14 protein-coding genes and 1 tRNA gene are annotated in these 14,435 nt (G+C 70.1%); 8 read left to right on the plus strand and 7 right to left on the minus strand.

The genetic code is table 11. The features are described from left to right. Positions 1–56: 56 nt before the first annotated feature. Genes LT972_RS00535 through LT972_RS00545 form a run of 3 tightly spaced genes read right to left on the minus strand, consistent with a single transcriptional unit; the run spans position 57 to position 1,496 of the window. Entirely contained in the window at positions 57–422 is a 366-nt protein-coding gene (locus LT972_RS00535) for a cupin domain-containing protein (RefSeq protein WP_232571240.1), read from the minus strand. Between the two features lie 31 nt (positions 423–453). Then, the gene (locus tag LT972_RS00540; RefSeq protein ID WP_232571241.1) at positions 454–1,311 is read right to left on the minus strand and encodes a BKACE family enzyme; all 858 of its coding nucleotides are present in this window, start codon (positions 1,309–1,311) and stop codon (positions 454–456) included. Next, positions 1,308–1,496: a hypothetical protein gene (locus tag LT972_RS00545; protein ID WP_232571242.1), complete on the minus strand. Its 189-nt coding sequence runs from the start codon at positions 1,494–1,496 to the stop codon at positions 1,308–1,310. Before LT972_RS00545 ends, LT972_RS00540 begins: the two co-directional genes overlap by 4 nt. 125 nt (positions 1,497–1,621) lie before the next feature. Between LT972_RS00545 and LT972_RS00550 the strand changes: the two genes are divergently transcribed. Together LT972_RS00550 and LT972_RS00555 are read left to right on the plus strand one after the other, a co-directional pair. After that, positions 1,622–2,581: a ring-cleaving dioxygenase gene (locus tag LT972_RS00550; protein WP_232571243.1), complete on the plus strand. Its 960-nt coding sequence runs from the start codon at positions 1,622–1,624 to the stop codon at positions 2,579–2,581. Positions 2,582–2,640: 59 nt separating this feature from the next. Beyond that, complete coding sequence (locus tag LT972_RS00555; protein ID WP_232571244.1) at positions 2,641–3,810, plus strand: site-2 protease family protein; 1,170 nt, start codon at positions 2,641–2,643, stop codon at positions 3,808–3,810. Between the two features lie 25 nt (positions 3,811–3,835). Here the strand turns inward: LT972_RS00555 and LT972_RS00560 are convergent, their stop codons facing one another. After that, positions 3,836–5,866, minus strand: a complete 2,031-nt coding sequence (locus LT972_RS00560) for a hypothetical protein (protein ID WP_232571245.1) — start codon at positions 5,864–5,866, stop codon at positions 3,836–3,838. A 102-nt stretch (positions 5,867–5,968) separates the two neighbouring features. Here LT972_RS00560 and LT972_RS00565 point away from each other — a divergent pair, with 102 nt between their 5' ends. Together LT972_RS00565 and LT972_RS00570 are read left to right on the plus strand one after the other, a co-directional pair. Beyond that, positions 5,969–8,218 (plus strand): AAA domain-containing protein, encoded by a 2,250-nt coding sequence (locus LT972_RS00565; protein WP_232571246.1) that lies wholly within the window; start codon positions 5,969–5,971, stop codon positions 8,216–8,218. A 25-nt stretch (positions 8,219–8,243) separates the two neighbouring features. Next, the gene (locus LT972_RS00570) at positions 8,244–9,284 is read left to right on the plus strand and encodes a saccharopine dehydrogenase family protein (RefSeq protein ID WP_232571247.1); all 1,041 of its coding nucleotides are present in this window, start codon (positions 8,244–8,246) and stop codon (positions 9,282–9,284) included. Here LT972_RS00570 and LT972_RS00575 read toward each other — a convergent pair. Both LT972_RS00575 and LT972_RS00580 read right to left on the minus strand, forming a co-directional pair. Then, entirely contained in the window at positions 9,281–10,033 is a 753-nt protein-coding gene (locus LT972_RS00575) for a DUF4097 family beta strand repeat-containing protein (protein WP_232571248.1), read from the minus strand. The genes LT972_RS00570 and LT972_RS00575 overlap by 4 nt on opposite strands. Before the next feature lie 376 nt (positions 10,034–10,409). Further along, positions 10,410–10,482, minus strand: a tRNA-His gene (locus LT972_RS00580). A 122-nt stretch (positions 10,483–10,604) separates the two neighbouring features. On the opposite strand from LT972_RS00580, the gene LT972_RS00585 reads away from it, so the two are divergent. The 4 genes from LT972_RS00585 to LT972_RS00600 all read left to right on the plus strand — a co-directional run bounded on the left by LT972_RS00585 (position 10,605) and on the right by LT972_RS00600 (position 13,083). After that, on the plus strand, positions 10,605–10,994 hold the full coding sequence (locus LT972_RS00585) for an ArsR/SmtB family transcription factor (RefSeq protein ID WP_232571249.1): 390 nt from the start codon (positions 10,605–10,607) through the stop codon (positions 10,992–10,994). Further along, on the plus strand, positions 10,991–12,043 hold the full coding sequence (gene arsB, locus LT972_RS00590; protein WP_232571250.1) for an ACR3 family arsenite efflux transporter: 1,053 nt from the start codon (positions 10,991–10,993) through the stop codon (positions 12,041–12,043). Before LT972_RS00585 ends, arsB begins: the two co-directional genes overlap by 4 nt. A 137-nt stretch (positions 12,044–12,180) precedes the next feature. Then, positions 12,181–12,588, plus strand: coding sequence for an arsenate-mycothiol transferase ArsC (locus LT972_RS00595; RefSeq protein ID WP_232571251.1), 408 nt, complete (start codon positions 12,181–12,183; stop codon positions 12,586–12,588). 42 nt (positions 12,589–12,630) lie between these two features. Then, a complete protein-coding gene (locus LT972_RS00600; RefSeq protein WP_232571252.1) occupies positions 12,631–13,083 on the plus strand; it encodes a DUF5814 domain-containing protein in 453 nt (150 codons plus the stop codon). On the opposite strand, the gene LT972_RS00605 is transcribed toward LT972_RS00600, so the two are convergent. Beyond that, positions 13,073–14,341: an aminoacyl--tRNA ligase-related protein gene (locus LT972_RS00605; protein WP_232571253.1), complete on the minus strand. Its 1,269-nt coding sequence runs from the start codon at positions 14,339–14,341 to the stop codon at positions 13,073–13,075. The genes LT972_RS00600 and LT972_RS00605 overlap by 11 nt on opposite strands. Between the last annotated feature and the right edge of the window lie 94 nt (positions 14,342–14,435).

Below are 14,435 nucleotides of genomic sequence, written 5' to 3' on the forward strand. Positions count from 1 at the left end.
CTCGTCTGTCGAGCGCTCGCTCGGCGTCGCCTCGCGAGGACGCCGTTCGCGACGACTCATTCGACGAGACGAATCTCGTCGTCGCCGTTGGGGACGACGCAGATGAACGCCCCCTCCTCGTCGCCGGCGTTCTCGTACCAGTGGACGGCTCCTGCCGGAATCAGGAGGCTGTCGCCCTCGCTGACGGTGTACTCCTCGCCCTCGATGCCGACCGTGTACTCGCCGGCGAGCACGTACTGCTCGTGTTCGACCTCGTTGGTGTGCTCGGGGACGCTCGCGCCGGGGTCGAGGACGAACCGCCGCATCGCGAAGTTCGGCGCGCCACTCGACTCGTCCAGCAGGACGCCCTTGTGCATCCCGTCGGCGGCGTCCACGCTCTCGTAGGTCGCGCTCTCGGCGTCCCGCACCACGTGTTCGGTCATGGTCGAGCGTTGGGCGGCCCGGGATTTAGGGTTAGCCGTCGCGCCCGCGCAACCCCAGTATCTCGCGGGCCTCGTCAGGGGACGCCACCGGGCGGCCGAGTTCCTCGGCGACGCGGACGACGCGTGCGACCAGTTGGGCGTTGCTCTCGGCGAGTTCGCCGCGCTCGTAGTAGACGTTGTCTTCGAGGCCGACGCGCACGTGCCCGCCGAACAGCACGCCCATCGTCGCGAACGGGAGTTGGTGCTGGCCGAACCCGAGCGTGTTGAACGCCGCGCCCTCGGGGAGATTCGAGACGGCGTTCAGGAAGTTCTCTGGCGTCGGGCGCGTGAGCGTCCCGGACCCGAAGACGAGCGTCGCGTACACCGGGTCGTCGACGTCGCGGCGGTCGAGGAACTGGTGGACTTCGTTCAGGTGGCCGTCGTTGAACACCTCCAGTTCGGGCTTGATGTCGCGCTCGCGCATCTCGTCGTAGAGCGAGTCGACGAGCGCGCGCGTGTTCTCGCTCGTGAGGCGGTCGTAGCGGTTCAGCGGCCCCATGTCGAGGCTCGCCATCTCGGGCGCGGGGTCGGTGCGGAGCGGGCGGTGGCGCGCCTCGTCGGGCGCGCCGGTGCCGCCCGTCGAGTGCTGGATGACGACGCTGTCGGCGTGTTCGCGGATGGCGTCGTCTATCTCCTGGAAGCGCTCGGTGGCGAACGACCGCTCGCCGTTCGGTTTCCGAGCGTGGACGTGGACGACGGCGGCGCCCGCGTCCTCGGCGGCGGCCGCCGCGCGCCCGATTTCTTCAGGGGTCTCCGGGAGGTTCGGGTTCGCTTCCTTCCCGTGGACGCCGCCGGTCAGCGCCGCCGTCACGACGACCGGTTCGCCGGCGAGGTAGTCGGCGTACGTCACGACTCTCCCTCGGCGTGCTCGCGGAATATCTCGCAGTGCTCGGCGTGGTGGAGGTCGTACCGGTCGTTGCAGACGTCCGCCCGCATCGGCTGGACGAACTGGTCGGCGAGGGCGCAGTACGCTCGCGCTTCCTCGAAGGACTGGTCGCCGGCCTCGCGCCGGTAGGACAGGTGCGGGCAGGTCATACCGCTCCTTCGACGCCGGTCGTGTTAACGATTCGCTGGCGCGCGCGTCGGGCGGTAACCCGGCCGTCACCCGGTGACGGAGGCGTCCGACTAGACATAGGGTGGTGGGGTACCTACGGACTGGTATGCCACCGACGACGCCCGGCCTCCACCACGTCACCGCCATCGCCGGCGACCCGCAGGCGAACGCCGACTTCTACGTCGGGACGCTGGGCCTGCGGTTCGTGAAGCGAACCGTGAACCACGACGACACCGGGACGTACCACTTCTACTTCGGGGACAACGAGGGGACGCCGGGCACGAACGTGACGTTCTTCCCGTGGGCCGACGGCGGGCGGGACGGCGAGTTCGGCGCCGGGCAGACGCGGGACACCGCGTACCTGATTCCGCCCGACGCCGTTGACTTCTGGCGCGACCGCCTCGAATCACGCGGCGTCGACGTGACCGAGTCCGAGCGGTTCGGTGAGCCAGTCCTCCGCTTTGCCGACCCGGACGGCATCGGCCTCGAACTCGTCGCGAGCGACCGCGCCGCCGACTCGGACGCCGTCCCGTGGCCGGACGGCCCGGTGCCGGCCGACCGCCAACTCCGCGGGTTCCACAGCGTCACGCTCGCCGTGTCCGACTACGCCCCGACCGAGGCCGTCCTCACGGACGTACTCGGCTACGAGCGGGTCGCCGAATCCGACGACCGGCGGCGCTACGAGGCCGACGGCGGCGGGCCGCACGCCGCCCTCGACCTCGTGGAGACCGACGCCCCGCGAGGCCGGATGGGCGTCGGCACCGTCCACCACGTCGCGTTCGTCGCCGAGAGCGTCGAACAGGAGAAAGCGTGGCGGGAGGCGTACGTCGAACGCGGCCTCGCGCCCAGCGAGATAATCGACCGCAAGTACTTCGAGTCGCTGTACTGCCGCGAACCCGGCGGCGTGCTGTTCGAAATCGCGACCGACGGCCCCGGCTTCACCGTCGACGAGGACGCCGACGAACTCGGGTCGCGCCTGACGCTCCCCGAGTGGCTGGAGGGCGAACGCGCCGAAATCGAGGCCGCGCTCCCCGACTTCGCCGGCCCGAACGTCGAGAGCGCGTAACCCCGCGAGGACCCGGTCTCGCCCCCGCCTTTATCGGGGTTCGCGCGCTATCCCGGAGCATGCGCAGTTTCAAGGTCGGGAGCGCGTTCGGCATTCCCATCAAACTGGACGTGACCTTCCTGTTGATTCTCCCGGTGTTCGCGTACCTCATCGGGACGCAGGTCGACGTCTGGGTGAACACGCTGAACGGCGCGCCGTTCGACGCCGGACTGAACGCCGCCACGCTCACCGAGGGGAACCGCGAGTGGTATCTCGGCTCCATCGCCGCAATCGGGCTGTTCGTCGGCGTCGTCCTCCACGAACTCGGCCACTCGCTGGTCGCGATGCGGTACGGCTTCCCCATCGACTCCATCACGCTCTGGATTCTCGGCGGCATCGCCAGCCTCTCCGAACAGCCCGAGGAGTGGAAACAGGAGTTCTCCATCGCTATCGCCGGCCCGATTGTGAGCATCTTACTCGGCGTCGGGTCGTACGCCGCCATGCAGTTCCTCCCGAGTTCGCTGGACCTCGCGCGGTTCGTCTTCGGCTACCTCGCGTTGATGAACTTCGCGCTCGCCGCGTTCAACCTCCTCCCCGGCTTCCCGATGGACGGCGGGCGCGTCCTGCGCGCGCTCCTCGCTCGCACCCGGTCGTTCGCCCGCGCCACCCAGATCGCGGCGGAGGTCGGGAAGGCGTTCGCGCTCATCCTCGGCATCGTCGGCCTGCTCGGGTTCAACCTCATCCTCATCGGCGTCGCCTTCTTCATCTACATCGGCGCGTCCAGCGAAGCCCAGCGCACCGTCATGAACGCGGTCTTCGAGGGCGTCACCGTCGCCGACGTGATGACACACGCCGAGGACGTCCACACGGTCGACGCCGACGCCTCGGTCGCCGACCTCATGGACCGGATGTTCGAACAGCGCCACACCGGCTACCCCGTCACGCGCAACGGCGACGTCGTCGGGATGGTGACGCTAGACGACGCGCGCTCCGTGAAACCCGTCGAACGCGACGCCATCCGCGTCGCCGACGTGATGACCGACGAGGTCCACAGCATCCCCCAGTACAGCGACGCGATGGACGCCCTCGACAGGATTCAACAGCACGGCATCGGTCGCCTGCTCGTCGTCGACGCGAACGGCGAGATGGTCGGTCTGCTCTCCCGCACCGACCTCGTCACCGCGTTCAACATCATCCAGTCCACGGGACCCCGAGAGGCCTCGACGAACATCGACCTGTCCCGGCGCTGACGCCGGTTTCGCGTCGCGGCCGCGCTCACTCCTGTCGTCGCTCGTGTGACTCGCGAGCGGCGCACCGGACGGCACCCGCGGCGTCCGCGGGGTCGCCGTGGTAGGTGTCGCCGTCGAGTCGCACGTGGCGACCGTCCTCTGCGATGGCGTCGACCACGTCGCCGGTGGTGTGGGCGCCCGCCTCGGGCGCGCTCGTGCCGAGGAGGTAGTAGACGTTGTCGACGGACTCGTCTTTCACGCGGCCGACACCCCCGATTCGGTGGGTCGCCGTCGCGGGGAGGCGCCGGTGGAGAACGTGTTCGTCTGTCGACACCGACTGCACGTCGGTCACGGTGGCGCCGGTCGCGTCGGCGCGGGTGACGAGCGTCGCCGTCGGATTCCCGAAGAACCGGTGGGTCGCGTCGACCTCGGCGACCGTCGCGCTCCACGGGAGCGTGTGCCCGGTGAGGAGCGGCGACGCGAGGCGGGCGAGGTCGGTCGGCGCGAGCGGTTCGTCGGCAATCAACCCCGCGACCGTCCCGCGGTCGGCCAGCGAGCGCTGGACGGCCGCCGAAACCGGGCGCCCGAACGCGACGACCGCCGGCCACGAGTCGGTCGGGCTCGCGTCCCAGAGGGGGTTTTCGTCGCCGCTCGGCGCCGCCTCGCAGTAGAGGAAGTTGGGGCCGGCGGCGACCGCCCGTTCGCGTGCGTCCGCCGACCCGGTGACGACAGTCGTCGCCTCGTGGACGCGGGACTCGCTGGCGGCTTCGAGCGCCGCGCGGAGCGCGGCCGCCCGGTCCTCGCCGTCGAGAGCGAACGCGAGCGTGGCGTCGGCTGGCGTCGGCATCTCGCGCTCGCGTTGCGCGGCGAACGCCTCGCCGACGAGCCGCGTCGCGCCCGGCGGCACGTCGGTGGCCGTCGTCGCGGTTCCGACCTCCGGAATCGCGGGCTCGATTGGCGCCGTCTCGGCCGTCGGCTCGCCGTCGGCGGTGACGCGAATCGGCGCGAGCGCGTGCGCCAGCGGCGACAGCAACGCGGCGTCCTCGACGCGCGGGCGGAGCGTCGCCGTACCGGCCCACGCCGGGCGCCGCCCGTCGAGGACGGCCGGTTCGACTTCGAGGTACTCGATGAGTTGGTCGCTAATCGGTTCGCCGTAGAGGTTCGGCGGGTAGAACGGGAGGTCGCCGGCGACGAGGTCGTACTCCCGGCGTCGGAGCGAGTAGTAGCCGTCGTTCCGAACGAGCGAATCGAGGAACAGCGCTCGACTCAGTACGGACTCGACGCGCTCCTCGAAGGAGTGCGCGGGGGTTTCGAGCGGCGTGCTGTAGCCGTTGTCGAGGTGGAGCGCGGGGTCGTCGCCGACTTCGACGGTCGCGCCGAGGTAGAACGCGAGCGGTGCGACGGGGTAGACGTACTCGTACTCGGCGGGCACCTCGACGGTGATGCCGGTGTCGGGTTCCGAGAGCCACGACGGAATATCGAGTTCGTCGCCGGGGCGAATCGCTGGTGGGTGGCCACGGAGCGTCGGCCACGAGCGCTCGCTGCTGAACTCCTTGATGGAGGAGCCGAGATAGGAGACGGCTTCCGCGACGGCGGCGGGGTCGTCGGGGACTTCGAGGGTCGTCTGCGGGCGCGAGTGCAGCGACCGCGCGCCGACGAACACCGTCGCCTCGTCGTCGAACTCGACGACGACGTCGGCCGCGTCTATCGGTTCGGACTCGTAGGCCACCGTGAACGCGGTGTCCGCCACTCGGATGTAGGCCTGGACGCCTCCCTGCACGTCGATGGTGTGGTCTCCTCGGTCGAAGCGCTGCGGGGTCGTGGTGGGTTCGCCGAGGTGGTCGCCGTCGCCGTCCCGCACGTACACCACGGACGCGGGGCCGATTCGGAGTCGCGTCGTCGTCAGTGACACCGCGGCGTCGACGGGGAAGACGAACCGCGCCGTGTTGGCCGGCTGCAGTGACACGCCGGTGGTCACGCCGAGCGTGACACCGACGGATTCGAGTTCGTCGGTGACGCGAACCGTCCCCTCGGCCGCGTCCCCGTCGAACGACACCAACTCGGCTCCCGATTCCATAGCCCTCACTGGCGTTCTCTCCGGATTTCAGGCTGTCGATGGCCGCGGTTCTCTCCCGAAGACAGCAAGTATTTGTCCGGAAGCGCGCTACGAACGCTCCCCATGCCCGACGCGTCCGCGCCCGACACGACCCGCCTGTACGAGGAGTGGTCGCTCCACGACGCCAGTTTGTTCGCCGAGGCCGGGGACGCGCTCCGCGCGAAGAGCGCGTACTACGGCGCGGACGCCGACGAACTCCGGGCGTGTCTGGACCACGCGGCGAGCGTCGTGGACGTGGACGCGCCCGACGGCCGCGGCCGCGTCGTCCCGCTCCACCGCGAGGACGACGCCGCGCCGACCGTCGAGTACGTGCGCTGGAACCCCGATGCCGGGACGGTGGGCTGGCACGACCCGGAGTTCGGCGTCAGCGGCACGGCCCGGTACGCCGACGTGGACGACGTGATAGCGACCGAGGTGGCGTGGCGAGTGCGCTTCTGGCACCCCGACTACGCGCCCGGCGACGACCCGTTCGGGGACGTGGCCGACCCGCCGTCGGCGGTCGAAGCGAGTGACCCCCTGTCCGGGACGGACCGACGGGCGTTCTTCGACGACCTGCGCGGCGTCGTCAGGGACGAGCGACGCGCCGAGCGAGACGCGAACTGGGCCGACCACGCGGACGCCGACCTCGGGCGCTTGGTCGGCCGGGGTGTCGTGGACGGGCCGTTCGTGCTGGTGGCGACCGAGGGCGCGTACGGCTCCGGGCGCCCGGCGGAACTGCGCGTGCAGTACGCGCCAGACGACGGCGTGCCGGCGGACGTGGACCTCGTCGCGGGGTTCGACCTCTACCCGGACAACCGCGTCGTGGTGGACGCGTTCGACTCGGCGTTTCCGGTGCCCGCGCGCATCGCGTCCGTCGACGGCCCCGTGGTGACACTGCAGCCGGAGTGGGAGAACGTCGACGACCCGAGCCGCGTCGCGGACGCCGCCGAGGACGCGGACCCGTTCTGGCTCCGCACGCTCCTGAATCCGGTGCCCTACGACCGGCGGCGGGAGGCACTCGACGCCGTCTGGGAGGCGCCCGCGAAACGGCGCCTCCTCACCGGGGAGCGTGACCTCTCCTTCGGCGCGCTCCCGAGCGCGCGGCGCTCCGGCGTCGAACTCAACGACTACCAGCTCCGGGCGCTCGGGTGGGCGGTGGCCGCCGACGACGTGGCGTGCATCCACGGACCGCCCGGCACCGGGAAGACCCGGACGCTCACCGCGTTCGTCGCGCACGCCGTCGCCCGCGGGGAGCGCGTGCTCGTCACCGCGCACTCGAATCAGGCCGTGGACAACCTCCTCGTCGGCGACAGCACGCTCGACGAGCGCGAGGACGGCACCCTGCACGCCGCCGTCGCCGGCGAGGACGTGCGAGTCGCGCGCTACGGCCGGCACTCCCGGAATCGCGTCGTCGGCGAGCACTACCGCGAGACGCCCATCGACGACGCCGACGTGGTGGCGGCGACGACGAACGGTGCGGCCGCCTTCGACCAGGACGACTTCGACGTGGCCGTCGTGGACGAGGCGACACAGGCCAGCAGGGCCGCCACCGCCATCGCGCTGAACGCCGCCGAGAAACTGGTGCTGGCGGGCGACCACCGCCAACTCCCGCCGTACAGCGTCACCGAGGCCGGCGAGGGGGAGATGCGCCCGTCGCTGTTCGAGACGCTCGTGGACCGCTACGGCGACGAGGTGGCCGTCCTCCTGCGCCGCCAGTACCGGATGCACGACGCCATCGCGGCGTTCCCGAACGAGGCGTTCTACGGCGGGCGACTGGAGACCGCCGACGCGAACGCCGACTGGACGATTCCGGGCTTCCCGCCGGTCTCGGTCGTCGACGTCGAGGGCGACGAGCGCCGCGAGGAACGCGGCTCCTCGGTTCGCAACGCCGCGGAAGCCGACGCGGTCGCCGAGCGCGTCGACGCCCTGCTCGACGCGGGCGCCGACCCGACAGACGTGGGCGTCATCGCGGCGTACAGCGGGCAGGTCCGTGAGATTCGGTCCCGGCTCGGCGACCTCGACCGCTCGACGCACGGCCTCACCGTCGACACCGTCGACTCCTTCCAGGGCGGCGAGCGCGACGCCATCGTCGTGTCGTTCGCGCGCAGCAACGACGCCGCGAACGCCGGCTTCCTCGAACACCCCGAGGAGGGCCCGCGCCGCCTCAACGTCGCGCTCACTCGCGCCCGCAAACACCTCGCGCTCGTCGGCGACCGGGAGACGCTGACGACGCGAGCCACCCACCGCGACCCCGAGGACAGTTGCGCGGACACGTACGCCGCGCTGTTCGAGACGCTCGCGGAACGCCCGGACGTCGAACACACGCAAGCGTAAGACCGCCCCGCCCGTACCCGGTCGTGTGACGCTACTCGTCTACGGCGCGTACGGCTACACGGGCGAGCTGGTCGCCGAGGAAGCAATCGAGCGCGGCCTCGACCCCGTGCTCGGCGGCCGGAACGCGACGAAACTCGACCGCGTCGGCGCGCGACTCGACTGCGAGACGCGGACGTTCCGGGTGGCCGACGCTGCCCGTGAATTGGACGACGTCGACGTCGTTCTGAACTGCGCCGGGCCGTTCGTGGAGACGGCCGAACCGTTCGCCGACGCGTGCATCGACGCTGGCGCGGACTACCTCGACGTGACCGGCGAGATTCCGGTCTTCGAGTCGCTCGCGCGCCGCGACGGCGACGCCACCGAGGCCGGCGTCGCCGTCCTCCCGGGCGTCGGCTTCGACGTGGTGCCGACGGACTGCCTCGCCGCACACCTCGCGGGTCGCCTCCCGGACGCCACGCACCTCTCGCTCGGGTTCGAGCCGCACGGCGGCCTCTCCCCCGGCACCGCCGCCACCGTCCTCGGGCAACTCGGCGACGGCGGCGCGATTCGGCGCGACGGCCGCCTCGTCTCGGTGCCGCCCGGCCACCGCCAGCGCCGCATCGACTTCGGGAACGGCGAGCGCAGTGCCGTCACCATCCCGTGGGGCGACGTCTCGACGGCGTACCGCTCGACGGGCATCCCGAACGTGGACGCCTACGTCCCGATGCCGAAGAACGCCCGGCGCGCGATGCGGGCCGCACGCTACCTCGGCCCCGTCCTCTCGGCTGACCCGGTGAGCGACGCGCTCCAGTCGCTCGCCCGGCGGTTCGTCTCGGGCCCGGACGAGGCCGAACGCGACGCCGGCCGCGCCTACGTCTGGGGCGAAGTCAGAAACGAGGAGACGGGCGAATCGGCGGTTTCCCGCCTCGTCACGCCGGAGACGTACGCGCTCACCGTCGACGCCGCGACGACCGCCGCCGAACGCGCGCTCGACGGCGACGCGCCGCCGGGCTACCAGACCCCGTCGACGGCCTACGGCGCGGACTTCGTCCTCGAACTCGACGACGTCACCCGGACCGACGACTAATCCAGCGCCTCGACTGTCACGTCGCCGTTCGTCGTCGCCGCGGTCACCTCGTGCGTTCCGTCACCGAGCGTCCCCGTGACGTGCGTGTCGGTCGTCGACGCGTCCCGCAAGTCGAGCCCGTCGACCGTCACGTCGCCGTTCGTCGTCTGCGCGTCCAGCGCGGCGTCCGCGTCCGGGGACAGCGCCGCGTCGACGTCGCCGTTCTCGGAGTGCAACAGCACGTCGCCGGGCAGCGGCGCCGGCACGTCAGCCGCGATGTCGCCGTTCTCCGTCGACACCGACTCGACCGGGCCGGCGTCCCGAACGGTCACGTCGCCGTTCGACGACCGCGCCGCCTCCACCGACGCGGTGTCCCGAACCGTCACGTCCCCGTTCTCGCTTTGCACCACCGCCATCGCCGCTCCCTCGGGAACGCGAACCGACAGGTCCACGCTCACGCGACTCGCGTTCCCGACCACCTCGGGAGTCACCGCGAGCGCGTCCTCTATCTCCGAACTGGTCACGGTCACGTCCTCGAACCGGGACTCGCTCGGCACCGCCACGACGGCCTCGACGGCCACCTGCCCGCCGTCGTGTGTCTCCACCGCGATGTTCCCGTTCTCGGTACTCACGCGCACCGGCCGGCCGTCCGGCGCACCGAACTCGCGCTCCCGGGTCTCCTCGACTCGACTCCCGAACAATCCACCGACACACCCAGACACCGCGGCGGTCGCAGCCGCAACACCGGCAAGGAGGGCTCTACGTCGCATACACGGAGCGACCACACGAACTGGCAAATCGCTTGTCATTCTACAGACACCCGGCAGAATAACCCCCGATTCCGGACGCGGCAAGTGGACCGAACCGTTGTGAGACGTGCTCGCTTCGCTGCGCGCGACTCACAGGGTTCGCTCTCGCCAGACGCTCCACAACTACTGCGATAGCGACGAGCGCACAAGGTGTTCGTTGGCTATCGGCGTGAGGATTGGAGGTCCAGGGGCGAGAATCGAACCGGAGCCAGACGGTCGCTCACTGCGTTCGCGCTGCGTCTGGCAGGGTTCGATTCTCTTGGACGCTCTACAATTCGATACCGGACGAGCGACACGCGGAGCGGTCGCTCGTCGCGGTAGTAAACGAAGATTAGAGGTCCAGGGGCGAGAATCGAACCCGCGTCTCAGCCTCCACAAGGCTGAAGGATAGTCCACTACCCTACCCCGGACACTGCATCAGTCCGTAGCGGACTGGAATTCAAATACGTTACGACATGGGGGCGCCGCGCGACCATCTGAACTGTCGTTCACATCGAAACGACTATCTGAACGCTGTTTCAATCAGCGCTCGATGAGCAAGTCGACCGCGCGCCTCCGGCGCCTGCTCGCCGACGAACTCGGGGAGTGCTGCGAGGAGGACGTGGAGCGGAGACTCACCGACCTCGAATCGCTCGCCGACGACGCGTTCGCCGACGACGGCATCCAGTCCGTGTTCGCCGTCCTCGGGAACGACACCCGGTATCGGCTCGCCCGCGCGCTCTCCGTCGCCGACGACGAGCGCTGCGTCTGCGAACTCGAAGCGCTCGTCGACGTCAGCGAGAGCGCCGTCAGCCACGCGCTCTCGGACCTCGTGGACGCCGGCCTCGTCGCCCGCCGCAAGGACGGGAACTGGCGGTACTACGAGAGCACCGACCTCGCGGACGGCGTGTTCGCCGCCGCAGAGGAGGAAACGGCCGAATGAGCGACGACCTCTCGGTGCTGGACCGCTACCTCACGGTCTGGATTGCGCTCGCGATGGCCGGCGGCGTCGCGCTCGGACGGTTCGCGCCCGGCGTCACCGACGCGCTCAACGCCGTCCAGTGGCACGGCACCAGCCTCCCCATCGCCGCCGGCCTGTTCGTGATGATTTTCCCCATCATGGCCGAAATCGACTACGAGCGCATCCCCGCCGTCACGCGGAACGCGCGCCGCGAAATCGGCGTCACGCTCGCGTTCAACTGGCTCGTCGCCCCGATTCTGATGTACGGCCTCGCCACCACCTTCCTCGCCGGCCGCCCCGAGTTCGTCACCGGCCTGATTCTCGTCGGCATCGCGCCCTGCATCGCGATGGTGCTCGTCTGGAACGAACTCGCCGCCGGCAACCAGGAGATGTGCGCCGTCTGCGTCGGCGTCAACAGCCTCCTCCAAATCGCGTTGTTCGTCCCGTACGCGTTCGTCTTCCTCTCGGTCCTCCGGGACACCACTGTCGACGTCTCGATGAGTCTCGTCGCCCAGATGGTCGGCGTCTTCCTCGGGCTCCCCCTGATTTTGGGCTACCTCGTCCAGCGCGTCGCCTTCCGCACCGTCGGCCGCGAGACGTACTACGACCGCGTAACTCCACGAATCGGGCCGTTCGGACTGCTCGGATTGCTGTTCACCGTCGTCGTGATGTTCGCGCTGAAGGGCGACTACATCGTCTCCAACCCCGAGGAAATCGTGCTCATCGCGGTCCCGCTGCTGATTTTCTTCGCGGGCCTCTGGGCCGTCGCGTACGGCGTCAGCGCCGCCCTCGGCTTCGACTACGCCGAGAGTGTGAGCCTCGCGTTCACCGCGTCCTCGAACAACTTCGAACTCGCCATCGCCGTCGCCGTCGCCGTCTTCGGCATCTCCAGTAACGTCGCGCTCGCAACCGTCGTCGGCCCGCTCATCGAGGTGCCCGTGATGCTCGCGCTCGTCCGCGTCGCGCTCGCCACACGGGACCGACTGTTCGACGAGACGCCGGCGACCGCGGGCTACGCCACCACCGACTGACCGACACACCGATACCCACCACCGCAAACACACCACCAACCCATGACCGATTCCACCACCGTCGCCTTCGTCTGTGTCCAGAACGTCGGCACACAATGGGTGTGCCGTGCTCTGGACACCCGGCTCGGGGTGGTCGCGTGACCACCACCGTCGCCTTCGTCTGTGTCCAGAACGCGGGCCGCTCCCAGATGGCGTACGCCTTCGCTCAGCGCGAGGCCGCCGACCGCGACCTCGACGTCGAACTCGTCACCGGGGGCACCGACCCCGCCGACCACGTCCACGGGGAAGTCGTGGACGCGATGGCCGAGGCGGGCTTCGACCTCACCGGCCGGAAGCCACGCGAGGTCACCTTCGAGGAGGTGCGGGACGCCGACTACGTGATTACGATGGGGTGTGCCGCCGAGGACGTCTGTCCCGCCGGTTGGGCGGGCGAGAACCGTGACTGGGACCTGGACGACCCGGACGGCCGCCCCGACCACGAGGTCGCACGCATCCGCGACGAGATTCGGAGCCGAGTCTCGGAGTTCTTCGACGAACTCGCGTAGACGACACGCTTTTGGCCGCCAGCGGCGTACTACGGTCCGACTGTGGCCATCACGGACAAGATTTACGTGAAGAACCACCGCCAGATCGCGTCCCAACTGGACACCCGGTTCCCGAAGGGCGCGTTCAGCGGCGCCACCCTCGACGTGCTGTTCAGCGGCGACCTCTCGGCGCTGAACGACGCCACCCGGGACAAGGTCCTGGACTTCGCACAGGACTTCATGGACTGCAACTGCCAGTCCAACCCCTACTGCGGGCACCCCGAGCGGAAGTTCATCCGGTACCTGCTCGACCTGCGCGCGCAGGGTCTCGACCCGGAGTCGATGGTGGACGTGATGACCGACGACTACATGGTCTACTGCTACCCGGGCGACCTCTACTCGTTCCTCGACGACGCCGTGCGCACGCTGGAAGCCGTCGAGGACCTCGCCGAGGTCGACGGCCGGCAGGACGCCGCCGACACGGCGAGTCAGCGCAAGCGCGAACTCACTCGGTAGCGCCCGCCGCGAACCGCGAGACGACGTCCGCCACCTCCTCGGGCGCGACCTGCACCGTTTCTTCGGCCATCTCCACGTCCACGACGCCGCTGTCGCGGTACTCGTTGCCGACGACGACTTTCGCGGGGAGTCCGAGCAGCCCGCTCTCCGCGAACCGCTCGCCCACGCTCAGTTCGTCGTAGAATAGCACGTCCTCGCGCCCGCAGTCGTCGTAGATGCGCTCGGCCACGTCCGCGACCTCGCCGTCGCCGACGGGAATCACGGCGGCGCGGTAGGGCGCGACACAGCCCCAGTCGGTGACGGGCCACGCACAGGACTCCTCGTCGCCGCGTTGCTGGACGAGCGTCTGGAGCAAGCGGTCGATTCCGAGGCCGTAACTCCCCATCTCGACGGCGCGCTCGCCGCCGTCGGCGGTGTCGACGGTGAGCCCCATCGCCTCGGAGTACCGCGTCCCGAGGTCGAAGACGTGCCCGACCTCGATGCCGTCGCTCGCCCTGAGGTCGCCGCCGCAGTCGGGGCACGCGTCGCCCGCCTCGAAGTCGGCGAACGCGTCGTGTTCGTCGGTGACACCGAACCGACAGCCGTCCGCGGTGCAGTACACGAGGCGGTCGCTGCCCTCCGCGACGGGCGCGAGGAACTCCTCGGAGCGCGACCCGCCCATCACGGTGTTGTCGGCGTCCACCACCGCCACGTCGAGACCGACGCTGTCGAAGACGCGCTCGTAGGCCGCGCGCACCTCGTGGTACGTCTCCCGGAGGCTCTCGCGGTCGGCGTGGAAACTGTACGCGTCTTTCATCGCGAACTCCTTCGTGCGGACGAGGCCGTTTCGCGCCCGGTCGTCCCGGAACTTCGACTCGACCTGATACAGCAGGAGGGGGAGGTCGTCGTGGGAGCGCGCGCGGCCGTCCACGAGGTGGACCATCCCCTCCTCGTGGCTGGGCGCGAGACACATCGCCTGCCCGTCGCGGTTCTCGAGGGTGAACATCTCGTCCTCGAAGTCCCGCCAGCGCCCGCTCTCGCGCCAGCGCTCGCCGTACTGGAGGCCGGGGAGGCTGACGCGCTGCCCGCCGATATCGTCCATCGCCGCGGTCACGCGGTCGGTGAGTTTCTCGCGGACGCGCTGGCCGGCGGGCGTAAAGCCCCAGAGGCCGCTCCCGAACGCGCGAACCAGGCCGGCGCGAGCCAGCAGTTTCGCCGCGTCCGTCCCCGCGCCGGGCGTCTCCCGGGTCGCGGGCAGGAACGCCTCGCTACGCCGCACGGCACTCACCCCCGTTCGCGGCGCCGCCGCTGGTCGTCGCTCGCACTCGCCGCGAGAAGAGCCTATTCGCCGCTCGGAACCCGTCCACGGGCCG

The sequence above is a fragment of the Halobacterium litoreum genome (genome assembly GCF_021233415.1).
Taxonomy (GTDB): domain Archaea; phylum Halobacteriota; class Halobacteria; order Halobacteriales; family Halobacteriaceae; genus Halobacterium; species Halobacterium litoreum.